Annotated in this window: 26 protein-coding genes; 17 read left to right on the top strand and 9 right to left on the bottom strand. The window is 46.3% G+C overall.

Annotated features, from left to right (window positions below; translation table 11 throughout):
• Positions 1-11: 11 nt before the first annotated feature.
• The 3 genes from UM402_RS08620 to UM402_RS08610 are packed head-to-tail and all read left to right on the top strand — an operon-like array spanning position 12 to position 3167.
• Complete coding sequence (locus UM402_RS08620; protein WP_058578802.1) at positions 12-242, top strand: OadG family transporter subunit; 231 nt, start codon at positions 12-14, stop codon at positions 240-242.
• Positions 239-2038, top strand: coding sequence for a sodium-extruding oxaloacetate decarboxylase subunit alpha (gene oadA / locus UM402_RS08615; protein ID WP_058578803.1), 1800 nt, complete (start codon positions 239-241; stop codon positions 2036-2038). The genes UM402_RS08620 and oadA overlap by 4 nt, the downstream gene beginning before the upstream one ends.
• Before the next feature lies 1 nt (position 2039).
• Positions 2040-3167, top strand: coding sequence for a sodium ion-translocating decarboxylase subunit beta (locus tag UM402_RS08610; protein WP_058578804.1), 1128 nt, complete (start codon positions 2040-2042; stop codon positions 3165-3167).
• A 194-nt stretch (positions 3168-3361) separates the two neighbouring features.
• Here the strand turns inward: UM402_RS08610 and UM402_RS08605 are convergent, their stop codons facing one another.
• Positions 3362-5968, bottom strand: a complete 2607-nt coding sequence (locus UM402_RS08605) for a response regulator (protein ID WP_058578805.1) — start codon at positions 5966-5968, stop codon at positions 3362-3364.
• A gap of 167 nt (positions 5969-6135) precedes the next feature.
• Between UM402_RS08605 and gshA the strand changes: the two genes are divergently transcribed.
• Entirely contained in the window at positions 6136-7737 is a 1602-nt protein-coding gene (gshA, locus tag UM402_RS08600) for a glutamate--cysteine ligase (protein ID WP_058578806.1), read from the top strand.
• 133 nt (positions 7738-7870) lie between these two features.
• Complete coding sequence (locus UM402_RS08595; RefSeq protein ID WP_053952505.1) at positions 7871-8509, top strand: hypothetical protein; 639 nt, start codon at positions 7871-7873, stop codon at positions 8507-8509.
• Here the strand turns inward: UM402_RS08595 and UM402_RS08590 are convergent.
• Together UM402_RS08590 and UM402_RS08585 are read right to left on the bottom strand one after the other, a co-directional pair.
• Positions 8506-9804, bottom strand: coding sequence for an HlyC/CorC family transporter (locus tag UM402_RS08590; protein ID WP_058578807.1), 1299 nt, complete (start codon positions 9802-9804; stop codon positions 8506-8508). The two genes, UM402_RS08595 and UM402_RS08590, sit on opposite strands and share 4 nt — an antisense overlap.
• Positions 9805-9872: 68 nt before the next feature.
• On the bottom strand, positions 9873-10667 hold the full coding sequence (locus tag UM402_RS08585; RefSeq protein ID WP_053952503.1) for a cytochrome C assembly family protein: 795 nt from the start codon (positions 10665-10667) through the stop codon (positions 9873-9875).
• Between the two features lie 161 nt (positions 10668-10828).
• Here UM402_RS08585 and ffh point away from each other — a divergent pair, with 161 nt between their 5' ends.
• The 7 genes from ffh to tyrA all read left to right on the top strand — a co-directional run bounded on the left by ffh (position 10829) and on the right by tyrA (position 16084).
• Positions 10829-12193 (top strand): signal recognition particle protein, encoded by a 1365-nt coding sequence (ffh, locus tag UM402_RS08580; protein WP_058578808.1) that lies wholly within the window; start codon positions 10829-10831, stop codon positions 12191-12193.
• A gap of 119 nt (positions 12194-12312) precedes the next feature.
• Entirely contained in the window at positions 12313-12561 is a 249-nt protein-coding gene (rpsP, locus tag UM402_RS08575; protein WP_053952501.1) for a 30S ribosomal protein S16, read from the top strand.
• Positions 12562-12587: 26 nt separating this feature from the next.
• Entirely contained in the window at positions 12588-13112 is a 525-nt protein-coding gene (rimM, locus tag UM402_RS08570) for a ribosome maturation factor RimM (protein WP_053952641.1), read from the top strand.
• Between the two features lie 11 nt (positions 13113-13123).
• Complete coding sequence (trmD, locus tag UM402_RS08565) at positions 13124-13867, top strand: tRNA (guanosine(37)-N1)-methyltransferase TrmD (protein ID WP_058579562.1); 744 nt, start codon at positions 13124-13126, stop codon at positions 13865-13867.
• A 38-nt stretch (positions 13868-13905) separates the two neighbouring features.
• Positions 13906-14265, top strand: coding sequence for a 50S ribosomal protein L19 (gene rplS, locus UM402_RS08560; protein ID WP_053952500.1), 360 nt, complete (start codon positions 13906-13908; stop codon positions 14263-14265).
• A 72-nt stretch (positions 14266-14337) separates the two neighbouring features.
• Entirely contained in the window at positions 14338-14931 is a 594-nt protein-coding gene (locus tag UM402_RS08555) for a DNA-J related domain-containing protein (RefSeq protein ID WP_058578809.1), read from the top strand.
• 10 nt (positions 14932-14941) lie between these two features.
• Positions 14942-16084: a bifunctional chorismate mutase/prephenate dehydrogenase gene (gene tyrA, locus UM402_RS08550; RefSeq protein WP_058578810.1), complete on the top strand. Its 1143-nt coding sequence runs from the start codon at positions 14942-14944 to the stop codon at positions 16082-16084.
• Here the strand turns inward: tyrA and UM402_RS08545 are convergent.
• On the bottom strand, positions 16081-16443 hold the full coding sequence (locus UM402_RS08545) for a response regulator (protein ID WP_058578811.1): 363 nt from the start codon (positions 16441-16443) through the stop codon (positions 16081-16083). The two genes, tyrA and UM402_RS08545, sit on opposite strands and share 4 nt — an antisense overlap.
• A gap of 78 nt (positions 16444-16521) precedes the next feature.
• Between UM402_RS08545 and UM402_RS08540 the strand changes: the two genes are divergently transcribed.
• Positions 16522-17166: a cytochrome b/b6 domain-containing protein gene (locus UM402_RS08540; protein ID WP_058578812.1), complete on the top strand. Its 645-nt coding sequence runs from the start codon at positions 16522-16524 to the stop codon at positions 17164-17166.
• 1 nt (position 17167) lies between these two features.
• On the opposite strand, the gene UM402_RS08535 is transcribed toward UM402_RS08540, so the two are convergent.
• Positions 17168-17632: a c-type cytochrome gene (locus UM402_RS08535; protein WP_058578813.1), complete on the bottom strand. Its 465-nt coding sequence runs from the start codon at positions 17630-17632 to the stop codon at positions 17168-17170.
• A gap of 139 nt (positions 17633-17771) precedes the next feature.
• Between UM402_RS08535 and UM402_RS08530 the strand changes: the two genes are divergently transcribed.
• Together UM402_RS08530 and UM402_RS08525 are read left to right on the top strand one after the other, a co-directional pair.
• Positions 17772-20858 (top strand): amidohydrolase family protein, encoded by a 3087-nt coding sequence (locus tag UM402_RS08530; RefSeq protein ID WP_058578814.1) that lies wholly within the window; start codon positions 17772-17774, stop codon positions 20856-20858.
• Entirely contained in the window at positions 20858-22159 is a 1302-nt protein-coding gene (locus UM402_RS08525) for an amidohydrolase family protein (RefSeq protein ID WP_322295285.1), read from the top strand. Before UM402_RS08530 ends, UM402_RS08525 begins: the two co-directional genes overlap by 1 nt.
• Positions 22160-22228: 69 nt before the next feature.
• On the opposite strand, the gene UM402_RS08520 is transcribed toward UM402_RS08525, so the two are convergent.
• Positions 22229-23026 carry a response regulator gene (locus tag UM402_RS08520; protein WP_058578816.1) on the bottom strand — a complete coding sequence of 266 codons (798 nt, stop codon included), beginning with the start codon at positions 23024-23026 and terminating at the stop codon, positions 22229-22231.
• A 101-nt stretch (positions 23027-23127) separates the two neighbouring features.
• Here UM402_RS08520 and UM402_RS08515 point away from each other — a divergent pair, with 101 nt between their 5' ends.
• Positions 23128-23433 carry an STAS domain-containing protein gene (locus UM402_RS08515; RefSeq protein ID WP_058578817.1) on the top strand — a complete coding sequence of 102 codons (306 nt, stop codon included), beginning with the start codon at positions 23128-23130 and terminating at the stop codon, positions 23431-23433.
• Complete coding sequence (locus tag UM402_RS08510; protein ID WP_058578818.1) at positions 23433-25103, top strand: PP2C family protein-serine/threonine phosphatase; 1671 nt, start codon at positions 23433-23435, stop codon at positions 25101-25103. The genes UM402_RS08515 and UM402_RS08510 overlap by 1 nt, the downstream gene beginning before the upstream one ends.
• Here the strand turns inward: UM402_RS08510 and yciH are convergent.
• Genes yciH through UM402_RS08495 form a run of 3 tightly spaced genes read right to left on the bottom strand, consistent with a single transcriptional unit; the run spans position 25084 to position 26892 of the window.
• Entirely contained in the window at positions 25084-25419 is a 336-nt protein-coding gene (gene yciH, locus UM402_RS08505; RefSeq protein ID WP_058578819.1) for a stress response translation initiation inhibitor YciH, read from the bottom strand. The two genes, UM402_RS08510 and yciH, sit on opposite strands and share 20 nt — an antisense overlap.
• Before the next feature lie 3 nt (positions 25420-25422).
• On the bottom strand, positions 25423-26181 hold the full coding sequence (locus UM402_RS08500) for a hypothetical protein (protein WP_058578820.1): 759 nt from the start codon (positions 26179-26181) through the stop codon (positions 25423-25425).
• 27 nt (positions 26182-26208) lie between these two features.
• Positions 26209-26892, bottom strand: coding sequence for a sensor histidine kinase (locus tag UM402_RS08495; RefSeq protein ID WP_058578821.1), 684 nt, complete (start codon positions 26890-26892; stop codon positions 26209-26211).
• Between the last annotated feature and the right edge of the window lie 79 nt (positions 26893-26971).

Here is a 26971-nt window from a genome sequence, read left to right as displayed (position 1 = left end):
CAGCACAGCTCATGCTCGTTGGTATGGGCGCTGTCATTGTCTTTTTGTGTATATTGGTTGTGTGTATGGCCGTTATGAAGCGGTTAATACCGACACCGACTCCAGCACCAGAGGCACCCAGTCAAACCCGTTCTGACGCTCCCGCCGGGAAGTCCCCAAAAGTGATTGCAGCAATAACTGCTGCTGTGCACCAGTACCGTCAGAGCCATTCGGCTGCAGAAAATAAGGAGATGTCTAAATGAGTAAGCCTTTGTTGTTAACTGAGCTTGTTTTAAGAGATGCTCATCAGTCTTTACTAGCGACCAGAATGCGCTTAGACGATATGTTACCTATTGCCGAAAAGCTGGACAAAGTTGGCTATTGGTCAATGGAGTCCTGGGGTGGCGCCACTTTTGATTCTTGTATTCGTTATCTGGGCGAAGACCCATGGGAGCGCATTCGAGAGTTGAGCAAGGCAATGCCAAATACCCGTCAGCAAATGCTGTTGCGAGGACAGAATTTGTTGGGCTACCGTCATTACGCCGATGACGTTGTTCGCCGTTTTGTCGAACGAGCAAAAGAAAATGGTGTGGATGTATTCCGTATTTTTGATGCTATGAACGACGTTCGCAACTTAAAAACTGCAATAAAGGCGGCTAAAGATGTTGAAGGGCACGCTCAGGGAACCTTGTCATACACCGTAAGTCCGGTACATACATTGGATAAATGGGTCGAGATGGCGCAAGAACTTGAAGACTTGGGTTGTGACTCATTATTTATTAAAGACATGGCTGGCCTGTTGCGTCCGAATGACGCTTATGAATTAGTCAGTGCGCTCAAAGAAAAGACCGACTTACCTATTTCTATGCAGTGCCACGCAACCACAGGCCTAAGTGTCGCAACCTACCAAAAAGCAATTGATGCGGGCATTGATATGCTCGATACAGCGATTTCTTCGATGAGTATGACTTACGGTCATTCGCCAACAGAAACACTGGTTGCAATGACGGAAGGTACTGACAGAGATACCGGGTTGTCTTTACCTGATTTAGCGGAAATTGCTTCATACTTCCGCGACGTTCGTAAGAAGTATGCTCAGTTCGAGGGCTCGCTGAAAGGCGTGGATGCCAGAATTCTGTTAGCTCAGGTGCCTGGCGGTATGCTGACGAACATGGAAAGCCAGCTAAAAGAGCAGGGCGCTATCGATAAGTTTGATGAAGTGCTGGAAGAAATTCCAAAGGTTCGGGAAGATCTCGGCTTTATTCCACTGGTAACACCGACTTCGCAAATTGTAGGTACACAGGCGGTACTTAATGTATTGAGTGGAGAACGATATGCCAACATTTCTAAAGAAACCGCTGCTGTTCTTAAAGGTGAGTACGGGTCGACTGCTGCAGAAGTGAATAAAGAGCTGCAAAAGCGCGTGCTCGATGGCGCAGAGCCAATTACCTGTCGTCCGGCTGACTTAATCGATGATGAAATGGATGCTCTTACCGATGAGTTGAAGAAGACAGCGAAAGAGCAGGACATTCGTCTGGCTGACAATATTGAAGATGATGTTCTGACTTATGCTCTATTCCCGCAAATTGGTTTGAAATTCCTGAAAAATAGAGACAATCCGGATGCCTTTGAACCGGCGCCTGAAGAGCCAAGCGAAAGCTCTGGTCAGACACCAGGAAAAGAATCTACTGCGGCCTCGTCTAGCGGTGGTGTTGAGCTTTATGATGTGGAAGTTGACGGTCAAAAGTTCAGTGTGAAAGTGGGGCCTTCTGGTCAAATTGATTCAGTCCAAGCGCAAAGCTCAAGTAACGATCAGCAGGCATCTAAACCCGCCAGTAATGGTGAAGGGACAACGATAAAAGCGCCATTAGCAGGGAATATTTTCAAAGTCGTTGCAAAAGAAGGCAGCCAGGTTAAAGCCGGAGATGTTGTTTTGGTTATGGAAGCCATGAAAATGGAAACCGATATCAAGGCGGAAAGTGACGGTACCGTCAATGCTATTCATGTAAAAGAAGGCGATGCGGTAACAGTTGGCGATAGCTTAGTAACGGTGGGCTAACATGGATAAGTTAATGACTTTGTGGGAAACCACCGGTATTTCCGCAATGACGCTGGGTCAGTTTAGTATGATACTGGTCGGCGGGTTATTGTTGTACTTAGCTATTGCGAAAAAGTTTGAACCACTACTGCTTTTACCTATAGGTTTTGGCGCGATACTGGCTAATATTCCCCTGGCCGGCTTTACCGAGCCGGGTGGTGTGCTGTATTACGTGTACTCTGTGGGAATAGACACGGGTGTATTTCCGTTACTTATTTTTATGGGGGTAGGTGCATTAACCGACTTTGGTCCGTTATTGGCTAACCCGAAAATGTTGTTCTTAGGTGGCGCTGCGCAATTTGGTATTTTTGCGACTTTGTTTGGTGCTATTGCTTTGAACATTGTGCCAGGTATTGAGTTTTCAATGTCAGATGCGGCTGCCATTTCCATTATTGGCGGCGCAGATGGACCGACAGCGATATTTTTGGCATCAAAGTTAGCGCCGGATTTACTGGGAGCAATTGCTGTTGCAGCTTATTCTTACATGGCGTTGGTGCCAATTATTCAGCCGCCAATTATGAGGCTGCTTACAACAGAAAAAGAGCGTCAGGTTAAAATGGAGCAGCTGCGACCTGTAGCGCGTCGCGAAAAGCTGTTTTTCCCGCTTATTGCTATTACCTTAACGCTACTGTTTTTACCGTCGGCAACGCCGTTGGTTGGCATGTTTTGTTTAGGTAACCTAATGCGTGAGTCTGGAGTCGTTGAACGTTTAACCAAAACGACTCAGAACGAGCTTATTAATATTGTCACTATTTTCCTTGGCCTTGCGGTAGGTTCAAAACTTCAGGCTGATCAGTTCTTAAGTTTCCAGACGTTGGGTATTTTGCTGCTTGGCGCTGTAGCATTCTCTATAGGTACGGCAAGCGGTGTACTTATGGCGAAATTAATGGCTAAGTTTAGTAAGGATCCAATCAACCCGCTTATTGGTGCCGCAGGTGTTTCGGCTGTTCCTATGGCAGCGCGAGTGGTTAATAAGGTTGGGTTAGACTCTAATCAGCAGAACTTCCTGCTGATGCATGCAATGGGGCCAAACGTTGCCGGGGTCCTGGGCTCAGCAGTTGCTGCAGGTGTCTTGCTGGCTCTTGTTTAACAGTTAAGACACTATCTCCCCGTAATAAACATCATCGCCGTGTAAAAAGCGGCGATGACTGCACTTATCACCGCAATATAAACAAACCCTTTGTATCCCTGCTTTATCGTCCAGCCGTTGGTCTTAAGGTAAAGCAACCAAAGCAGGCTTAGCAGCAATGGAATTAAAAAGAAATAACGTATCATAATTGGCCTTTAAGATTGGTGCTGCTGAATGGTTTCTAAATCTTGTGCCGCCTGATGAGCGAAACGCAAACGCTTTTCCAGTTCGGTAATTTGGTCGGCAACCTTATCAATTTCGCCTTCTGCCATGAATGCCTCTAAGTCAGCGGCTTTATTTCTAAGCTGAGTAAAACCTAAGTTAGCCGCAGCGCCTTTTAATGAATGGAAATAACGCTTAGCACTATCATGCTGGCCACGAGTAATAAAGTCAGAGACTTTGGTTGCGCTGCCTTGGTAGCTCTCATAAAGCTGTTCTACCAGCTTCAGGTACAATTCAACATTGTATTGCAGACGGCCAAGGGCAGATTCAAAGTCGATACCTTTCACCTGGGGGATTTTTATTGGCGCTTTCTGTGCAGGCTCTGACTGCTGTTCGGCTGAGTCAACGTAATTATTGGTGTCATCGGCTGAGTAGTCCCCTGGGACCGCCCAATTAGCAATGGCCTTAAGTAACACTTTTTCATCGATAGGCTTAGGTATATGACCTTGCATGCCGGCGGCTAAAGAGCGCTCTTTGTCACCACTCATGGCGTTAGCCGTCATAGCTAGAATCGGCAGTTGCTGGTAGGTAAACTCAGTGCGAATATGTTGAGCAGCTTTCAGCCCATCCATTACCGGCATTTGAATGTCCATAAGCACTATGGCGTATTTTTTCTCGCGAACAGCATCAACCGCCAGTTGGCCATTCTCGGCAATGTCCACCTGAAACTTATGGCTGCTCAATATCTCTCGGGCAACTTGCTGATTTATTTCGTTGTCTTCAACGACTAACACCGGTGCACCGGTGAGGTTATCAGGAACGCCTTCAGTTGACTCAGAGCTCATGTCTTCATCAATGTCGCGATGGAGCAGTGTTGACGTTAAACTGCGCCCAAGCGTCGAGGCGGTAAACGGTTTCGATAAAATATCGTTTACGCCGGCACGCTTGGCTTTTTCTGAGAGCTCCTCAGTGTAGTAACCCGTTGCTAGTGTTAGCTTAGGTCGTACGTCAGCCTCGTAGGTCTGTGTTATTTTCTCACACAAAGTCAGCCCGTCCATTCCCGGTAACCGCCAGTCGACTAACAATAACTCGTAAGGGTTTCCTTCATGAACGGACTCGTCAAACACTTTAAGAGCTTGCTCGGCAGTACGGCATACTTTGACATCGACCTGATAGCTTCTAAGCATTTCATAAAGCATTTCACGGGTGCTGAGATTGTCATCGACCGCCAAAATGCGTTTGCCGGTTAAGTGCTTCAATAAATACTCGTGATGCGTATTGTCCTGCTCTCGTTGAACCGGCAACTTTATTTCTATATAGAATGTAGAGCCTTGCTCGACCGCACTGGTTACGCCAATATCCCCTCCCATTAAGAGAATTAACCGACGAGATATAGCCAGCCCCAGGCCAGTGCCGCCGTATTTTCGCGTGGTTGATGTGTCGGCTTGAGTAAACTCTTTGAAGAGGTTCGCGCGTTGTTCTTCGTCCATGCCAATGCCGGTATCGGTAACGGAAATACGCAGTAGAACGTCTTCATCAGAGCTGTCTAATAAGTTCACTGCAACATTAATTTCGCCGTCTTCAGTGAATTTGATGGCGTTACTAATTAAGTTAACAAGGACCTGATTTAAGCGTAGCGGGTCACCAATTAGCTTGGTGGGGATATTAGCCGGCAAATTGATAATAAACTCGAGATCTTTGTCGTAGGCGCGATACGCAAACATGTCAGCTAATGATGTAAGAACATCCTGTAAATCAAACGGAATTTCTTCAACAGTAAGCTTGCCGGCATCAATTTTTGAAAAATCGAGAATATCGTTAATAACACCTAATAACGCCTGCGAAGAGGAGTCGATAACTTTTATATAGCGTTTTTGTTTTTGGTTTAACTCTGTCTTGAGGCACAGGTTAGCCATACCGACAATGGCATTAATTGGCGTACGAATTTCATGACTCATATTAGCGAGAAACTCGCCCTTAGAGCGGTTAGCATTTTCCGCAGTTTCTTTTGCTTTCTCCATTTCCTCGGCAACTGACTTAATGCCGGAAATGTCGTAATAGCTGCCTAAAATACCAATAATATTGCCGTCGTCATCGTGCAGAGGAACGCTGGAGTGCTCAACCCAACGACTGCCTTGCGCAAGAGACAGTTCTAGCTCGTCGTTAGTAGACGGCTTTTGCGTTGCGAAGGTTGTTTGATCTTTCTCTCGTAAAATAAGGTTGTTCGCGAGCACCGGGATATCATTGTCAGACTTCCCGGTTACTTCTTCCGGATTAAGACCTAAATCTTTGGCGAAGGCTTCATTGCCGCCTAGTAACTTAAGTTCAGAGTCACGCCAGTAAACGCGCGTCGGCAAGTCGTTAAACACTTGTTCAAAAAGCTGCATTGAATCTGACGATAAAAACGGCTGACGGAAGGGCGCCGTTAACGCGTTGCGGCGCGACCACCACCAAATGGCAATACCAATAATTAAGCTGAACGTTATCATTGCGACCAGAACCGTGTCGCTCCATGGAGAGGGGAGCAGGGCGTAAAGCACGAGGCTCGATACCTGCAGAACAACGAAAATTAGCTGTAAAAACGTCCAGAATGAGCTCATGGTAGTCCGTAACCGAAAGGGGTTGTATACGTGCGTTAGTCTGCCATGTCGGCGGCGAATCGCCAAGCAATATCAGGAAAATTAGTGTCTCTATCATGGACGTTTAAAGTAATTACCAGTAAGCTTAGCAACAGAAAATAATCCGTTTTGGTCAATGGAGTAGTCTTTTGCAAGCCACATTTCAATCAGTTGTAGAAACGCTTAAGCAAAGTGATAAGCCAGATGTTTGGCAGGGAATAAAACGCGGTATCGAGCGCGAGGCCTTGCGAATAAATGAAAATGGCACTTTAGCAACAACCGACCATCCCAGTGAATTGGGTCGTACGTTGACTCACCCGACTATCACGACAGACTACTCTGAGAACCTTTTAGAGTTTATTACGCCTGTTGCGACGGATATAAATACTACGTTAAAGCAGCTTAGAGATATTCACCGAGTGACTTATAACGCCATTGGTGAAGAGCTACTGTGGCCAATGAGTATGCCGTGCTATTTGGGGTCAGACAAAGATATCCGTATAGCGAAATACGGTGACTCTCATTCCGGACGAATGAAAAGCCTTTATCGTCGTGGGTTGACCTATCGCTATGGTGCAACGATGCAGGTAATTGCCGGTGTGCACTACAACTTCTCTGTGTCTGATGACATGTGGGAACAGTTGGCGCAGGTGGACGGCGAAGTGAACGATAGTGCTTATCGCAGTAAAAGGTACTTCGGGTTAATTCGAAACTTTAAACGTATTGCCTGGGTTATCCCTTATCTTTTTGGTGCCTCACCGGCACTTTGCAAGTCGTTTTTTACACAAACAAACAACGAAGAGCTGCTGAAAAAGTGGGACTTTGACACCATAGGAAAAGGGACAGTTTTCTTGCCGTACGGTACGTCGTTGCGTATGAGCGACTTGGGTTATACCAATAAAGAGCAAGCCACTTTACAAATTACTTATAATTCTCTGGAAGAGTATGTAGCGGGTTTGCGCAAGGCAATAACTACGCAGTCTCAGCAATTTTCGAAAATTGGTGTAAAAGTCGACGACGACTACCGTCAACTAAACGATAATATTCTGCAGATTGAGAACGAATTTTACTCACCGATTCGCCCTAAGCAGATTGCTCAGGATGGTGAAACTCCTAGCCAGGCACTCGAGCGTGGTGGGGTTGAGTATATTGAAATACGCGCACTCGATGTTAACCCATACAGTGATGTTGGTATTACCGCTCAGCAAATGCGCTTTCTCGATTTGTTATTGTTGTACTGTCTGTTGCAGCCGAGTGAAGAAATGACTTGGGAACAGCAGCAGCAAGCGGATAAAAACTTTACCAAAGTTGTTATGGAAGGGCGTAACCCGCGCTTAAGCTTAGCGCAAAACGGTATTGATCGGCTTATGGCCGACTGGCTGGAAGAGTTGTTTGCCGACCTTTCTGTACTAGCGAAGACGCTGGACAATTCAGCCGATACAAAGGATTATCAAAATGATTTGGCGGACTTGTATGAATGGGTGCTGAATCCAGAGCGCACATTGTCCGGGCAAATTATGCATCAGTTGCAGTCGGAGAACTGGGACAACAGCCGTATCGGTATGCTGTTGGCTAAAAAGTACAGACAGGAAATGACAGACTCTGCGTTAGAGTTTTACGATAAAAGTGACTTTAGCGAGTGGGCGCAAGCGTCTGAAAAAGCGTTTAGTGATCGTTACGAGCAAGACAATACCGTCGATTTCGATACGTTTTTAGCCAATTATTTTGAAAACGCAAAACAGCCTGGATAACTACGCTAGGCTCGAATGCATAAAAAAACGCAGCCAATGTTGGCTGCGTCAAATAAAACGTTCAGGGGATGAACAAATACGTTAACTCTCAATGTGTTCATATACTCAGAGTGGCCTATTTGAAGAAAGTTCAATGAAAACGATTTTTTTTAAACCTATACACCGAACAACCTTATCAGCAGCGGCTTTCGCTATTCTGTTAAGTGGCTGTGCCACACCTCCACCTGAGAACCCTGAAAATATTTGTGCGATTTTTGAAGAGCACCGTGACTGGTACGATGCGGCGGAAGACGCTCGTGAACGCTGGGGCGTGCCGATTCATGTCCCCATGGCAATGATGTATCAGGAAAGCTCCTTTAAACACGATGCACTGCCGCCAAGAGATTATTTATTAGGTTTTATCCCCTGGGGAAGAGTTAGTTCTGCGTATGGCTATTCGCAAGCCAAAACCATGACTTGGGAAGACTACCAGCGTGAGACCGGAAATAGCTGGGCGAGTCGCTCCTCATTCGAAGATGCTATCGATTTTATGGGTTGGTTTATTTATAAAACCTATCAAGTTAACGGCGTATCTAAATGGGATGCTTACGGACAGTATCTGAATTATCACGAAGGGTGGGGAGGCTACCAACGTAAAACCTACCTGAAAAAACCGTGGTTGGTGCGTGTGTCTAGAATCGTTAAGCGTCGCTCGTTAACTTACGCGACGCAATTGAAAACCTGTGAAGAGGACTTACAAAAAGGGTGGTTGTGGCGCCTCTTCTTTGGTTAGTCGTTATTGGTTTCTGTCGGTGCTTTATAAAGTGCCGGCAGAACCCGAGCTTGTTTTATCATCGTATCTCCGACTTCTACCAGCTCAACCGGGTAACCACCAAGGCGTAAGCATAAGCGTGAGTCAGGAATATCACCAAACTGTTCTATAATAAGACCACTAAGTGTCTTAGGACCGTCAATTGGGAAGTCCCAGTCCATTTCTTTATTCAACTCGCGTAGGTTGGCAGAGCCGTCAACGACATAGACTCCGTCACTTTCCTGAGTAACCGATTCGCTCGGTGCTGGTGCCATGGTTGTCGTGAAGTCTCCAACAATTTCTTCCAGTATGTCTTCCAGTGTTACTAGCCCCTGGATGTCACCGTACTCATCGACCACCAGCCCTATACGTTCTTTACTGCGCTGAAACTTTAATAGCTGAACATTCAGTGGTGTGCCTTCTGGAATAAAATAAATATCTCGCGCCGCCCTGACCAAAATGGACTTATCGGCATTAAACTGATTCTTTGTCATTAACCGCATGACATCGCGAGCATGCAGGAAACCGACAACGTCATCAATTTCGTTGCGGTACAACAAAACTCGAGTGTGCTGACCGTTAGACAGCTGCTTAACTATGGACTTCCACTCGTCGTTAATATCAATACCGATAATTTCATTTCGCGGAATCATGACATCTTCGACCGTCACTTTTTCTAAGTCGAGTATGCTGACCAGCATTTCCTGGTGAGACGACGGAATTAAATTGCCGGCTTCGTTAACCACTGTTCGTAACTCTTCCGAACTCAACGCATCGGCCATTTGCGACTGTTTGGGGTTGACGCCCAGAATGCGCATAAAAGTGTTAGTAATTGCATTGACGCCAATAACAACAGGGTACATGACTTTAAGCAAAGGCAAGAGAATCAATGAGCTTGGAAAGGAAACCCGCTCTGGATGCAAAGCCGCGATGGTTTTCGGGGTGACTTCCGAAAAGATCAAAATGATTAAGGTTAACCCGAAGGTTGCTATGACAATACCGGCGTCACCGAACCAACGTAAGCAAATGATGGTGGCTATGGCTGACGCGCCAATGTTGACCAGATTGTTGCCAATGAGAATAAGGCCGATAAGCCTGTCAGGGCGGTCTAATAAATGCTGGACACGCTTAGCTCCACGGTGATTGCTTTGCACCAGATGTCTTAGGCGATATCGGTTAATCGACATCATCCCGGTTTCAGAGCCTGAAAAGTAAGCGGATAAAAATATCAGTACGGCTAAAATAACGAGCAACAAGCTCGTCGATATCTCGTCCAACGGTTATTTCCTTACGTTAACTTAGAATGTGACAATTTAGAGTGCTGAGCCATGAAGTCAAGGGTTGATTAGCCCAAAAGGAAGTCTTTAACAAAACGGCTGCCAAAATACCCGAGTGTCAGAAGTGTGCTGGCTATAAGCGTCAGCAATACGATAATGCGTCCGCGCAAGCCGGAAATCCGGTGCAGAATAAGTGCTATCAGATAAATAACTGCCGCCAGGCTGGTTAAAATTGTTTTATGAGCCTGGTTCTGAGCAAACATATCTTCCAGAAACAAAAAGCCACTGCCTAAGGCGACAAATAGAGCAATGGTTCCTAACGCCAATAAGTTAAAGAAGTTTCTTTCAATGCTCATTAGTGGTGGCAGTTTGCTGAGTAGAGAATGATTTTTGCGCTGCTTTAAAATGCGGCTGAGATAACTGGTTTGTATTGCGTATAAAGTTGCTAAAGCCAGAATGCCGTACGCAATTAATGACAGAGCAATATGAATAAACAACGCGTGTTTCGAGCTGATGTCAGCTCCCAGGTGAACCGGAGTAAAGACTAACAAAACGCAGGTTAATGCTGAAAACAGATAAATGACCGGTTTCAGAAAAAGGTTATTAAAACGCTGGAATCGAACAAATGAAGTAATAGTTACAAACAGGGCAACAATACTCAGGCTTGACGATAAATTAATGTGGTCGAAGTCATCGAGGGCGAGCTGCTGAACGATAAGCCAGCCATGCGCAATAATGGCAGTGCCTGCGGGAATAATCTGTAACGCTGGTTTATGCGCTTTGCCATTAAATACCGTCTGTAAAATAATGAAAGCACTTGCCGTATAACCTACGACACTAATTAGCAGCAATATAAAGAGCATCACGCGCTCACGTTCCCTGATGTTTGTTGTTCTTGATGTTGAGTATACGTTGTCAAACGGGTAAACCCAATACTTCGGGGGCGAAACTTTCTTGCAATTCAGATATACTGCCCCCATTAACTTTCTACGCCAGAATTCCAGAATTAGAAGAGACGACCGATATGTTTGAGAATCTATCAGAACGCTTATCGCAGACCATGCGTTCTATCGGTGGCCGGGGTCGGCTAACAGAAGATAATATAAAGGAAACGTTACGCGAAGTGCGTATGGCGTTACTTGAGGCCGACGTTGCGTTGCCCGTGGTTAAAGACTTTATTGCTAAGGTCAAAGAGCGAGCAGTTGGTACGGAGGTCAATAAAAGCCTGACACCGGGTCAGGTGTTCGTGAAAATTGTCCAGTCAGAGCTGGAAGCGGCAATGGGCGAAGCCAATGCGCCTTTGCAGTTAAATACACAGCCACCAGCTGTTATCTTAATGGCGGGTTTGCAAGGTGCGGGTAAAACCACCAGTGTCGGTAAACTTGCTAAGTTCCTGACAGAGCGCCAGAAAAAGAAAGTGATGGTGGTCAGTGCCGACGTTTATCGTCCGGCGGCCATTAAGCAGTTGGAAACTATTGCTGAGCAGGTTGGTGTCGAGTTTTTCCCATCATCTACTGAACAAAAACCGGTGGATATTGCAAATGCAGCCATAGCTGCAGCGCGTAAGCAATTTGTTGATGTCGTCCTAGTGGATACTGCCGGTCGTCTTGCCGTCGACGAAGATATGATGGCCGAAATTCAACAGCTGCATTCAAGCATTAACCCTATTGAAACGCTGTTTGTTGTTGATGCCATGACCGGTCAGGATGCGGCAAACACAGCTAAAGCATTCAGTGACGCTCTGCCGTTAACTGGTGTTATTTTGACGAAAACCGACGGTGATGCACGCGGTGGTGCTGCGTTGTCAATTCGTCACATTACCGGTAAGCCTATTAAGTTCCTCGGGGTTGGCGAGAAAACCGATGCCCTGGAAGCCTTCCACCCAGACCGTGTCGCGTCACGTATTCTTGGTATGGGTGACGTACTGTCACTGATAGAAGAAGTCGAACAAAAAGTCGACAAAGAAAAAGCCGAGAAAGTTGCCAAGAAAGTCATGAAAAAAGGCCAGTTCTCATTGGAGGACTTCCGTGACCAACTTGTGCAAATGCGTGAAATGGGCGGGATGATGGGGCTGATGGATAAAATGCCCGGCATGGGAAAGATGACCGACCAAATTAAAGGTCAGATGGATGATAAGATGACCGTCCGTATGGAAGCTATTATTAATTCAATGACCCCTCAGGAACGACGCCACCCAGACGTCATTAAAGGTTCTCGTAAACGCCGTATAGCAACGGGTTCAGGCACACAAGTGCAGGACGTGAATAAGTTGCTGAAGCAGTTTATGCAGATGCAAAAAATGATGAAAAAAATGAAAGGCGGCGGCCTTCAAAAAATGATGCGTGGTATGGGCGGCAAACTCCCTCCGGGAATGTTTCCAGGCCGTTAGGAAAAAGCGCGTCAAGCTTGCATTTCAACGAAAAATCAGTAGAATTGCCGAGCCTTCCGACTCAGTCGGAGGGCTTTGCTATTTTTTACATTTAAACAACAGTTATATTGAGGAACGCAATGGTAACCATTCGTTTACAACGTGGCGGTGCGAAAAAGCGCCCCTTCTACCAAATGGTAGTTGCTGACAGTCGCCGTTCACGCGACGGTCGTTTCATCGAGAAAGTAGGATTTTTTAACCCACAGGCTCGTGGTCAGGAAGAGAAACTTCGTGTTGATGTTGACCGCATTGAGCACTGGGTAGGCAAAGGCGCACAATTATCTGAGCGCGTTGCTAAATTAGTTAAAGATGCAAGCGCTGCGGCGTAAGCATTAATTGTTCAGGATAGTTAATGATGTCTCAGTCAGAACATATCGTTATAGGTCGCTTAGGTGCGGTATATGGCGTCAAGGGTTGGCTGAAAGTGCAATCATTCACGGAAGATCCTGAATCAATATTTGAATACAGCCCTTGGCTGCTCAAACAAAAAGGTGAGCAAACTATCGAAGTCGCTGAGTGGCGTCGCCACAATAAGGGACTGATTGCTCGACTGGAAGGTGTGTCCGACCGTGATCAAGCTGCGCGCCTGACTGGAGCGGATATCTGCATTACTGCAGATGAGCTGCCTGAATTAGCCGACGACGAGTTCTACTGGCATGACTTAATTGGTCTGCAAGTAGTGAACCTTCAAGGCTATGACATGGGGGTGGTTGAACAGATAATGCCAACCGCATCGAATGATGTGTTGGTGGTGAAAGCGAATAGCAACGATGCGTTTGGAAAGTCTGAGCGTCTCATTCCGTTTATTCAAAGTGAATATATCACTGAGATAAACCGGAAAGAGAAGCGTATTCAGGTTGACTGGCCATCTGACTTCTAATGGAAGTCCCATTGAAAATTGGTGTTATTAGCTTATTTCCTGAAATGTTTTCTGCGGTTACCGGTTTCGGTGTTACCGGCAGGGCTATAAAGGAAGGTTTGCTTGAGGTCAGTGTCTGGAATCCTCGCGATTTCACTCACGATCGCCATCGCACGGTCGACGACAGACCATACGGTGGAGGACCTGGCATGCTGATGATGGTACAACCACTGGTTGATGCTATTGAAGCAGCTAAAAGCGACCTTGGTCAGGACACCCCAGTAATTTATCTGTCACCTCAAGGGCAAAAGTTGGATCATAAAGGAGTGCAGTTGCTCTCTGGTAATGATCGAATGATACTAATTGCTGGCCGTTATGAAGGCATTGACGAGCGCGTTATTGAAAAATATGTCGATGCACAATGGTCAATTGGGGACTACGTGTTAAGCGGTGGTGAGTTACCAGCAATGGTACTTATTGACGCAGTTTCACGGTTAGTACCTGGCGTATTGGGTCACCAGGACTCAGCAGAAGAAGACTCTTTTGCGAACGGATTACTGGATTGCCCGCATTATACGAGACCGGAAGTTTATAACGAGCAGCAGGTTCCCTCAGTACTACTGAGCGGTAACCATGAAAAAATACGTCGCTGGCGGTTGCAGCAGTCCTTAGGGCGAACATGGCTGCAACGTCCGGAGTTAATTAAAGACCTAGCTCTGACTGACGAGCAGGAAGCCTTGTTGAACGAATTTATCGAACAACGGTCATCCAGCTAAATAAAGCGGACAGTTTATCTAGGATAGGAGATATAAAAATGGCAAAAGTTAGCCAAAATATCATCAAGGCTCTTGAAGAAGAGCAAATGAAAAAAGATTTACCTGAGTTTGCACCAGGTGACACTGTTGTTGTAAATGTAAAAGTTAAGGAAGGCAACCGTGAACGTCTGCAGGCGTTCGAAGGTGTTGTTATCCGTATTCGTAACCGTGGTCTTCACTCTGCATTTACGGTACGTAAAGTATCGAATGGTGAAGGTGTTGAGCGTACTTTCCAAACGCACAGCCCATTGGTAGATAGCATTAAAGTTAAGCGTCGCGGTGCAGTTCGTCGTGCGAAACTTTACTACTTGCGTGAGCGTTCAGGTAAGTCTGCACGTATTCGCGAGAAGCTTTCTTAAGAACGCGATTAAAAACCGAAATAGCAAAGAAAAACCCAGCCTTGTGCTGGGTTTTTTGTTAGCCTAATTGCTATGGAAGAAGACATTGAAATACTTATCCAAATTTTGGCTGAATGTTTGGACTCCCAGCATCACTGGACAGAGCATCAACTCATTGAGGCCTTGCAAGCCGAGCCATATCAATTCTTTGATAAGGCGGCGCTGCGCGACCCACTGAACTTATTTCAAACCCACTTCATTTTATTCCATAGTTTATACAAACTACGAGAGCGTTGGCGTTTGCAAAAGAAGTATGAGTTATTCATTCATACGCTGAATATAGAATGTCAGCCCTGGCGCCAGGGTGAAGAAATGCTAGCCGAAAATGACTCTCTGGCGGAGTATTATTTAGATTTGAGTCAATTAAGCAGTACTTCGGAAACCGATGTCGAGTCGATGCTTAATGACTTTTGGGAAAGAATGGGGCAAGATTTTTCGACTAAGCAACTTATGCCGACCGACGAAGCTTGTGAAGTGATGGAATTAACACCGCCGTTGACCGAAAAACAAGTGAAAAAACAGTATCGTCGCCTGGTACATAAATACCACCCCGATAAAGGGGGAAGTGTTGCCAAGATGCAAAATGTCCAAAAAGCGTACCGCGCTATTCTAGTCAGCCTTAATTAAAGCGAAGCCCATGAATAAAACACCGCAAGAAAAATTAGACGAGCTACGACAGTCGATAGACAGCACCGACGAAGAACTCATCCGCTTACTGGCGAAGCGTGAGGCATTAACCGCCGAAGTCGGAGACGTCAAAAAAGCATTGCGGCAGCCGCTCTATGTGCCTGAGCGCGAAAATAAAATGATACAGTCACGCAAGCAAAAAGCGAGAGAGCTTGGGGTTTCAGAAGACTTTGTAGAAGATATCTTACGCCGGGTTATTCGCAACTCTTACCAAACTCAAACAGGGCAAGCCAGCCAGACATCGAATGCACCGCAAAGGCCGGTCATGATTGTGGGTGGTAAAGGCGCATTAGGGGCTAAGTTTGCGGAGTTTTTTCAACAAACGGGTTATGACACTATTATTATCGACAAAGGCGATGTCTGGCCAAATGCCGAAACCCTTAAAAGCTTACAGTTAGTGCTTATTAGTGTCCCTATTAACAATACAGAGGCAGTGATAAAGGCATTGCCGGAACTTTCAAGCGACTGCGTTTTAGCCGACGTGACAAGCACTAAATCGGGTCCTCTTCGCGCAATGATGAGCTCCCATAAAGGTTCGGTGGTGGGGTTACACCCAATGTTTGGCCCTACGATTAAAACATTTGCCAAGCAGCTTATTGTGGTGACGCCCGGACGGGATCCGGATAAATACGAGTGGTTGATAGATCAACTCTCGAACTGGGGAGCACACCTTTATCAAACCGACGCTGACTCACACGATGAAGCAATGGGCTGGGTTCAGGCCTTCAGGCATTTAAGCACCTTTGTGTATGGCCTGCATATGGCGAGAGAAAATGTCGATATTGATAACCTACTGAATGTCAGCTCGCCTATTTACCGTATGGAGTTGATGATGGTAGGTCGTCTATTTGCGCAGAATCCGGAGCTCTACGCTGACATCATGCTGTCTCATGGTGAACGCACCGAGTCTATCAGTCGTTATCTTGATCTATTTTCCGAGTTGCTGGAAACCCTTAAGAAAGGCAACAAGCAAGAGCTTATTGCGTTATATGCAGAAGCTCAGAGCTATTTTGGGGACTTTTCCCAGCAGTTTATGAAGGAAAGTGAAGCCTTAGTCCAGCTGGCTGACGACCAACGCTTTAAGGAGCGTTAAGACTTCACGTACTCTTTAAAAAGCTCTTCTAAAGCCTCAGGTGATACCGGCTTATGTAGCGTGGCATCCATGCCGGCCTCTCTGCAGGCCGTCATTTCACTGGCACTTTGGTGGCTAGTAATCGCAATAATCGGCGTATTTTCAAATTCTGGTTTGCCGCGCAGTGTTTTACAAACCTCAGCACCAGACATATCAGGCATTTCGTAATCGAGGAAAATTAGGTTAGGCATTTCTTTGGCTTGAGTCAGTGCTTCCTGGCCGGTTGTAGCGGTAAGAATCTCGACGTCGTATTGGCCGAGCATCGCTTTTAAAACTTCCAGACTGATAAAGTCATCGTCAGCAATTAAAACTTTCGTCATGCCTACTACCTTTTTCATTGAATTAACTATACCCTAGCACCTGGTACCGGTTTTTCCTAGTGTTTTGGAGTTAACACGATGATTCAGAAAGAAAATTCTGTAAAAGTCTGGGACAGTTTTGTACGTCTTTTCCATTTGCTGATTATTCTGTTGGTTGCCGGCTTGTGGTGGACAGCCGATAACGGCCGTATGGATTTGCACAAAGACTTTGGTATCGCCATTTTATCGCTTTTAGTCATGCGTGTTGCCTGGGGCATCTTCGGCAGTGACAACGCACGTTTTAAAACATTCGTTCGCTCTCCTTTGCAAATTCCTTCTCATTTGAAAAAGCTTTTTAATGGCCAGTATCAGTCGGAAACAACGCATAGCACAGCCGGCGGCTGGGCGGTTATTGTTATGTTGGCTCTGTTAATTGCTCAGGCGGTGACTGGTTTGTTTTCTAGTGACGGAATTTTATTTTCGGGACCATTGGCAAGCTGGGTTTCTTCTGACGCGCAAGAGCTCCTGACTGATTGGCACAAAACTCAATTTGATGCGATTTTAATTGTTATTGGGCTGCACATAGTTGCTGTGCTTATGTATCGTCTGAAAGGGGTGAAGCTAATAGGTGCCATGGTTCATGGATACAAAAAGACCACACAACCGGCCCCGCAATTAAAGCCCGGGTGGCAAGGTTTGCTGCTGGCGATAGCTGTGTGGCTGCTTTTTATGTTACTGCTTTAAATTAGTCTTTGTATTCGTCGTGGCAACCTTTGCAGGTTTGCGCTGTGTCCATAAATACGGGTTTAATGTTATCCATTGAACCCGACTCTGCGGCGCTGGCAAGCTTTGCAGCGTATTGTTGTAAGTCATTTGAACGCTCTTGAAAGTCTTCCCAGTTGTCCCAAATTGCGGTTAATGCATCGCTGTTATCGCCGGGCATAGCACCTTCGACAGCGAAACCACTCCAGGGGATGCCAGCTAGTTTCTCAAAATCATTTGCACGGTTTGCAAAAACCTGCGCGTCATAGTCCACTTCGCCTTTAACCATTTCTGCCATAGCAGCAAAGTTTTGTTGCATCACCGACAGGGCCTTTTGACGGTACTCAACAGCTTTGTCGCCGTCGTTAAACGCATTCTCGTCTGCTACGGCACTTGTCGATAAGCCTAAAGCAACCGCTGTAAAAAGTACGGATAGTGATTTTTTCATTGGATATTCTCCTTTTTATCGTGCACTTACCGTTAATAATACACGATTTATCGGTTAGTGCTTGTTTCTAGCATGATAAACGCTTTAACTTGTATACGAAATAATAAAAGAAAAGCTCATTATAGTGGGGAACACATTCATGAAGACAATGCATAAGCTCAGTGCGGCAGCGTTAGCGGTTACCTCCGTGCTAGCGTTACCGACGAGCGCTGATCAAACCTCTCGAACGAATGGTATGCGGGACAACACGCCCAGCTTAACCGCCATTCAAAATGCCACGGTTGTGACCGAGCCTGGCGAAGTCGTCACCAACGCAACGCTGGTTATTGAAAATGGTAAAGTAAAAAGCGTTGAAAGCGGTAACCGCGCACCGGCAGGGGCACGCGTTATCGATGGCACCGGCTACACCATTTACCCGGGCTTTATCGACCCTTATGCCAGCTATGGTATTGACGTGACTTACGAGAAAGCCGATACCGACAAGCCTATTTATAACAATGAACGTGAAGGTGGAAACGCGGCAAATGACGCCATTCACGCTGAAAAAGACTGGTACAGTGTCTTTAAAACCAACTCTGACGATGCCAAAAAGTGGGTTTCTGAAGGTTTTACCAGCGTTCAGACGGCTAAGCTAGACGGTATTTTTCAGGGGCAGGCAGCGACAGTTTCGCTGGCCGATAAAATTGCCAACGATGTTATTTATCGCAGCGAGTCCAAACACTTTGGCTCTTTTGACAAAGGAACCTCGCAGCAGCAGTACCCGTCGTCCTTGATGGGTAGCATCGCTTTGGTCAGACAAACCCTGTCTGACGCGAACTGGTACGAAAATGCTTACGGTAAGCAGTCACATAATCAGCCGGCGGAGTTTAATGCTGCGTTGGATTCACTTAAAAATATTGAATCTGAAGGCATCGTGTTCAAGGTTTCTGATGAGAAAACCTTGCTACGTGCCGATGACGTGTTGGATCAGTTTAACGTACCCAGTGTGTATGTTGGCTCAGGTTATGAGTACGCTCGTCTGAACTCAATAAAAAATACGGGAAGTGATTTAATTTTACCTCTTAATTTCCCGGCAGCGCCTAATGTCAGTGGTGTTGATGCCCATCTTGATGTTGATTTAGCTAAGTTACGCCATTGGGAGCGCGCTCCGTCAAATCCGGCTATGTTAGCGAATGCCGGCGTTGATTTTGCCTTGACCCTGAATGAGCTTGAGAAGTCAGGCGACTTCTGGCCAAACCTGCGTAAAGCCGTAAAGCACGGTTTAAGTAAAGAGAAAGCGCTTGCTGCATTAACGACAACCGCCGCTAAAATTGCCGGTGTTGATGACAAAGTGGGACGCTTAGCCAGTGGCTATATGGCCGACTTTGTCATGGTGAAAGGCGATATCTTTGAAGACGGTGAAATACAGTCAGTTTGGTTACAAGGTGAAGAGAACGAGCTGGTTTCTCGAGAATTGGTGGACTTTGCTGGTAACTACACCATTGACTGGAATGGTCAGAGTGTGGCGCTCACTTTGAAGCCGGGCGCTAAGTTAAGCGGCGAACTAACGCTTGGTGATAACACTCAGTCTCTTCGTAATGTAGAGCGCACGGAAGATACCCTGTCTTTTGTGGCCGATATGGATGTCCAGCCAGCGGGCACATGGCGCTTTAAACTGACTCCTGCGTCTCAACAAAACTTCACACTGGAAACGGTTTCTCCAGAAGGTAAGTCACAAGCTCTGACAGCTGAAGTTAGCGACGCTAATGAAACGAGTGAAGAAGCTCAGAGCGATAGCAACAATCAGGTTGACTATGTCAGCCAGCTTACGTTCCCGAACGTTGCCTATGGTCTAGATGGCCTGCCGGAGCGACAAGATGTGCTAATTCGTAACGCGACGGTCTGGACTGCCAGCGATGACGGTATTCTTGAAGAAACCGACGTATTAGTTAGAGATGGCGAATTTGCCGAAGTCGGTAAAAACTTAAGCGCACCGTCAGGCGCAACGGTTATTGATGCAGCGGGTATGCATTTAACACCGGGCATTATCGATGAACACTCACACATCGCAATTGATGGTGGTGTGAACGAAGGCTCTGAAGCCATCACCTCAGAAGTTCGTATTGGTGACGTTGTAAACCCGGACGATATTCATATTTATCGCTCATTAGCGGGTGGTACGACAATGGCTCAGCTACTGCACGGCTCTGCTAACCCGGTTGGCGGCCAGGCGCAGGTTATTAAACTGCGCTGGGGGACTGATGCTAATATTATGAAGTTTGATGCGGCACCTGAGTCTATCAAGTTCGCATTAGGTGAAAACGTGAAGCAAAGTAACTGGGGCGACAACATGACCGTTCGTTACCCTCAGACTCGCTTAGGCGTTGAAACCATTGTTCGTGACGGCTTTCAGGCGGCGTTGGAATACCAGCAGCGTAAACAAGCGTATGACCGCATGAGTCGTTCTGAGAAGAACCGGATTGCACCACCAAGACCAGACTATCGTTTAGAGACGTTAATAGAAATTCTAAACAGCGAGCGCTTTGTTCATGCGCACTCGTATGTCGCGTCTGAAATTCTTATGCTGATGGAAGTGGCTGAAGATTATGGTTTCACGCTGGATACTTTCACTCATATTCTGGAAGGTTACAAAGTCGCAGACGAAATGGCGGAGCACGGTGCCAGCGGGTCAACGTTCGCTGACTGGTGGGCATACAAATTCGAAGTGTATGACGCAATCCCTCAAAACGCGTGCTTAATGCATGACAGAGGTGTATTAACCAGCATTAACTCGGACAGTAATGACTTGCAGCGTCGTCTGAATACCGAAGCGGCTAAGTCGGTTCGCTATTGTGGTATGGACCCACATGAAGCGTTCAAAATGGTCACTATTAACCCTGCTAAACAATTAAAAGTTGATAAGTACGTTGGGTCAATTGAAGAGGGCAAACATGCTGACTTTGTGCTTTGGAGTCACTATCCGTTAAGCGCTTACGCGCGAGCAGAGCAGACCTGGATTAATGGTCGTAAGTTCTTTGACCGCGAACAAGATAAACAGCGTCAGCAAGCGGTAAAACAAGAGAAGAATGCTCTCATTCAGAAAGTCTTAGCAGCCGGTGATGAAGCTCTGAAAGGCGACACCGACGGTTATAAAGACGCACAGCCGACCTGGCACTGTGATACCGAGCATGACTTCTGGCTGGATCACTTCACTACGCAAGCGCATCAGCATGGAGGACAACACTAATGAAGACTTTACTATCCACATTGAGTGCTGCGCTGATTGGTGCAGTGACCGTATCGACCGCCGTTGCTCATGACGAAGTGCCTGGCGATGCACAGCAACAACCTATAGTTTTGCAGGGTGGTACTTTGCACACGGTGACTAACGGCGTTTTAACCGACTCTGATTTGGTTTTTGAAGACGGCAAGATTACAGCCATTGGAAAAGATCTTAAGGTTCCTGGTAACGCGCAAGTCATAGACGTGTCCGGTAAGCATGTTTATCCGGGTGTTATCGCGATGGACACCACTTTGGGTTTGAACGAAATTGAAGCGGTGCGAGCGACGCGAGACGCACGCGAAGTGGGTCCGGTACACCCGGAAGTGGCTGGGCACATCGCTTTTAATGCGGACTCAGACGTTATTCCTACGGTACGCTATAACGGCATTACCCATGCGCAAGTGGTTCCGGAAGGCTCATTGATCATGGGGCAGTCGTCGCTCATGCACCTTGATGGCTGGAATTATCAAGACGCACTGGTTTCTGGTGAAATGGGTGTGCATGTGAGCTGGCCGCGAACCTATGTTATCAACACATGGTGGGAGCGCCGTTCTCCTGAAGAGCAACGCAAGGCTAACGAAGAGGCTCGTAAAGAGTTGATGAAGGTGTTTGCTGATGCGAAAGCGTACTTTGATGCGAAAAAAGCAGACAGAGACATCGATATGGATCAGCGTTGGGAAGCAATGCTCGGGCTGTTTGACGGTAGCAAAACTCTGTATGTGCACGCCAACGACAAACGCCAAATGGAGCAAGCCATTGATGTGAGTCGTGAGTATGGCTTTAAGTTGGTACTTATGGGGGCAAGAGACGCCTGGCGCATTGCTGATAAACTGGCTGAACTTGAGGTTCCGGTTGTTTTCGGTTCACCGTTCGGGTTACCGGGCCGTGACGACGAAGGTTATGACCAGGACTTTTCTACGCCAGCTAAATTGGCGGATGCCGGTGTTAACTTTGCTATCTCCTACCCAGGTTATTGGGATGTTCGGAACCTGCCTTTCGCGGCCGGACACTCGGTTGCCTTTGGCTTGGATCAGCAAAAAGCACTGGAAGCTATTACGCTTCAGCCAGCCAAGTTTATGGGCGTTTCAGACAAGCTCGGTTCGCTTGATGTTGGCAAGAGCGCTTCCTTGATAGTTTCAGAAGGGGACTTGCTGGACCCTATTGGACAGAGCCTAACGCACATGTTTATTGATGGTCGCAATGTGAGCTTAGAAAGCCGTCACACTGAGCTTTACAACAAGTATCAGGAAAAGCCGGCTAATTAAAATGAGTTAACGGCTAAATAGAAAAAGGCCCCTGGCGTGATAAAGCGTCAGGGGCCTTCTTTTTATGGGTTACTGTTGGTCAAGTAAACGTGAGATTAAGCCGCGTATGGCTGCCGGCTCAAAGGGTTTGTCGGTCAGAGCATCGACGCCGCTTTGTTTTACGTTTGCCAGTTGTGGCTCATTGGCGCGCGCTGTCACCATCAGTACAGGAGTGTGTGCATGTGCTGAACTGTTGCGAATATATTGTGTTAATTCACGACCATTCATTTCCGGCATATTGAAGTCGGTGACAATTAAATCGAACTGATGCTCTTCCAATATATCGATGGCTTGTTGACCGTTTTCGGCTTCAACAAATATTTCAACGCCCAGGTTTTCAAACACGCGACGTAATACATGACGCGAAGTTAAGCTATCATCGACAATAAGCACTCGCAGGTCTTCTATGTCGTAGAGCTCCAGAGTTAGGGGCTCCGGCTCCATTAAGTCCATAGTAGCGGTGATAGCCCGCTGTAATTGCCCTGGAGTAAAAGGCTTCGGTAAAATAGCGATAATACCGGCCTGCTTAAACTGTTCGAGCTGGTCGGCTCGGTGTTCAGAGGATACCAGCATAAAATGCAAGGTGTCATGAAGATCGTTTCGGTTAATGAACTGAATAAGCTCATGCGCCGTACCATCTTCGAAGTACATGGCGCTCGTTACAATATCAGGCTGCCAACGCAGGATTTCTTCTTTGGCTTCCGCTATAGTAGAAGCACCTCGGGTATGTTGGATACCTGCCTGATTAAGATGTTGAGTAATGACTTTACGCTGTACATCGGAAGGTTCGATGAGCAAAATTCGGAGTTCGTCGAAGGCTATCGCCATAATCGGTCAAAATGAGTTTATGATGTAGCAAAGATTAGGGTATTCAGGCAATAAACTCAATCATAAAATTGTGTTAGGCTCATGAAAAAAGAGGGGTACCTATGAGCGTCAGTCGCGAGTTTTCAAATGATGGCAAACAACTGATTATTGCCATCCAGGGGAAGTTTGATTTCAGTTTGGTACAAGAGTTTCGTCAGGCTTATAGCCATATTGGTGACTCTCAGCCAACGGTGATCATAGATTTGAGAGAGACCGAGTATCTGGACAGTTCAGCGCTGGGTATGCTGTTGAATATGCGTAAGTCTTTAGGCAGCAGTGTTAAAGGCATTCAACTTATTAATGCCAAGCCGGATGTTCGTCGTATTCTGGATATTTCCCGTTTCGATAAGATGTTTACTATAGCCTGATGCACATACTCATCGTTGATGATCAGGCCGCCAATAGGGTCATGCTTAAGGGGCTTATTGAGCGTTTTGGACACAATGTGAGCAGCGCGGCAAACGGTATGCAAGCGCTGGAGCTTTTCAGTCATAAGGGCGCTGACATTGTATTGCTTGATGTCATGATGCCGGTCATGGACGGCCTTACAACCGCAAAACACTTAAAACAGTTAAGTGGTGAAATTCATCTTCCTGTGCTGTTTATTACTGCACTTGATGATCAGAAAACTCTTTTAGAATGCCTTGATGCGGGCGGCGATGACTTTATCAGTACGCCGCCAGAGCCTATTGTTTTACAGGCTAAGCTAAATGCTCACGCACGCGTGCGAGAATTGAGCTTTAAGCTGAAAGAAAAGAATGAAGTACTGGCTTATCACTCGAACCGCATGGAGCGTGAGCAAAATGTGGTGAGCCACATGCTAAGCAACGCACTGTTAGAAAATGAACTGAGGTTCGATTTTCTGCAAACCTATTTATCGCCGGCAACCGAATTTAATGGTGACTTGGTCCTGTCAAAAGGGGGCCCCTTAGGAAACTACTATATTTTTGTCGGTGACTTTACCGGTCATGGCTTGGCGCCGGCAACGGGAGCACTGCCGGTTGCGCAGACGTTTTTCGATTTGGCTGAGAGAGGGTTGTCGGTTGCGACTATGGTCAAAGAGTTTAATCGGCGCCTGGTAAAATTGTTACCTGACGACATGTTTTGTGCAGCATTTGTCGCAGAGCTATCAGCAGGGGGCGACCGCCTCAGCTATTGGAACGGAGGCATTCCGGACGCTCTTTTCATTGATAATAACGGAGAAGTAACCAATCGCTTACCGTCTGAGCATCTCGCACTGGGAATTTTACCGCCCGACGAGTTTAACAGCTCTCTGAGCCATTGTTTTATCGAGCGTGGACAACGGCTGGTGGCATACACAGATGGTGTGATTGAAATGGCGAATACTGACGGTAACCGACTGAAAGAAAGTGGGTTTGAAAACAAGCTCAAGCAGTTTGGTCATCAAGACCAGTTCGATGACTTGGTGAGTTCTCTTGAAAGCTTTCAGCAGGGAACAGAACAAAGCGATGATATTTCATTAGTCGTTGTGAACTGCGTGCCAACCGGTTTACCGGTAAAGCAGGATGATCACTCAATAATCCACCTGCCATTTGAACTAAAAGTGAGCTTAACCGAACACAATATCAAAGGGGAAGATCCGGTCACTCGGCTAGTGGACTCTTTGTCGCACCTCGAAGGGATAAAAGCTCATAAAACGACGCTTTATTTGTTGTTAGCTGAAGCGTTCAATAACATTTTAGAGCATAATCTATTGCGTCTAAACTCCGACATAAAAGAAGAAGACGAGGGCTTTGAGCGTTACTATTCTGAGCGTGAGCGCCGCTTGGAAAGTCTTGAAGACATAGAAGTAGCAATTGATGTTAACTACCAGCCTGTTGATAGTGTGATTTGTTTCGGTATTCGCTCTAACGGAGAGAATGGCTATCCGGCAGACGAATTTTCGCCAGTGCTGGATGAAGAAAAAATGCACGGGCGCGGAATGCAGTTGATTAAAAATTTCTCTCGTTATTATGAGTGGAAGGACGAAGGGCAGTGCCTATATATAGAGTATGACCTTAACCTCCCGAGCGTTTAACCTTATAGCCTTGCGCTTTTAAATAGTTTTCAATACTGTCTCGCTGGTCACCCTGAAGTTCAATATCGTAGTCTTTGACAGAGCCGCCCACACCACATTGTTGTTTTAGCTTTTTCGCAAATGCCTTCAGTTCGTCTTTTGGCAGCGCCAGACCAGTGACAATAGTAACGCCTTTTCCTTTTCGGCCTTTGGTTTCTCTTCTAAGGCGTACAATGCCGTCGCTTTCTGGTATCTGCTCAGGCTCTTTCTCGGGTTCAATGCGGCCTGAATCCGTCGAATACACCATTTGGCTGAGTTGATTTTTCCAGTCAGACATAAACTACCATTTCTTTTTCGGTTGAAAGAGTTCTTCCAGGTCGTCTTCTTTTTTGTTCTTTGCTTGATCACGAGCATGTGCGTCGGTCAGCTCTTGCGCAATTTGTTCCAGAGCTTTTTTAATGGACTCCTCACGAGACGTTGTGTAATCGTCAGAAAAGCTCTGCTCTTCGATAGTGCGCAACGCTTTCTCGTAGTATTGACGCGCTGACCCTAACATATGGCTTTCATAGGCGTGACGACCGCGACGGATGAGCGTTTCAATACTAATTTTCAGCTGTAACTTGCTTAAACGCTGGTCTTCTACACTAAACACATTACTGTCAACGCGGCCACGAGCGTGCTCGCTTCTTAGCGTTGCTTTCAAGCGCTTGAGCGCATTGATCATGGCAATAATTTGCTTGTTGTTTTGCGGAATTTCAAATTCTTCGCTAATTAGGGAAGTGTCTTTAGGGTCAACCCTTTCCATTCTTTCTTTGTAGTCTTCAATGCGAGCCTGAAAGTCTTTTGTCGGTGATACAGCATACATGTGTTGCAGAACTTCGTAGGCACGCATATTCAGGACAGCCAACATCGACTTACCAATAGGGAAGAAGCTGGACATGTGAATAAGGTCTTCAATCTGCTCCAGAGCGCTTCTGTATCGGGCAAGTTTTTTGCGTCGCTCAAGCTCCTGACGCTGCTTATGTTGTTGCACTGAACCGACGACAATCGCCAGTATTATCAAAAGTATAATCAGTGCTATAACAATGGTGTAAATCATATAACGCTCATTAGGTTGTTATTATTTTTAAGGTAATGTCAGAGAAAAAACACCACCACCTAAGTGTCCATTATTTTTCAGTTCGATAAAACCTTTTTTATCGTTTCTTTGGTGGGCTTCAGCGATTAGGTGGGCAAAATAAAGCCCTAAACCGGTACGGCCTTTTTTCATATCCAGTTGCTGCATGGGCATTTGCGCTTGTTTTAGCATGTCTTTTGGAAAACCATCGCCATTATCGTGCACTGAAATCTGACACCCTTTATTCTCGTCGACTGTCACTGTAATAAAGAGTTTATCGGCGGTATAGCGCATAGCATTAATAATAACGTCGTTCAGTAAGTGGCTAATGAGGTCTTTGTCAAAATAGCCCGCCGCTGACTCGTCGATATCGGTTGTTACGCTGATACCACGTTGCTCAAGGTACACTTCATTGTTAAGTAGCAGTTCCTCAAGCACCTCGTCCCAATGATGTTCGTCAACATTCAGCGGCAACGCCCCCTGCTGGTCTCGGTATAAGGTCAGCAGTTGTATAAGCCCTGAGTTAATTCGTTGCGCTTCGTAATGGACTTTTGCCATGTTTTCTGTTGCACTGCCTTGTGGTACTTGCTCGGAAACCTCTTCAATTAGCTGAATAAGCAAGCAAAGCGAATTTTTCATGTCGTGAGCAGAGGAGGCGAGTATCGCAGAAAAGTCGAATGTGGGCTGTGTCATAGTTGAATTCCGGTTCCAGCTGCTTATACCTACCAGCTTTTCTATTTGTCATAGTTATTAAGATTATTATACTATTTTT

This window comes from Idiomarina sp. OXR-189, assembly GCF_034373425.1.
GTDB classification, from domain to species: Bacteria; Pseudomonadota; Gammaproteobacteria; order Enterobacterales; family Alteromonadaceae; genus Idiomarina; species Idiomarina zobellii.
This window is presented reverse-complemented; position numbering and strand designations above follow the sequence as displayed.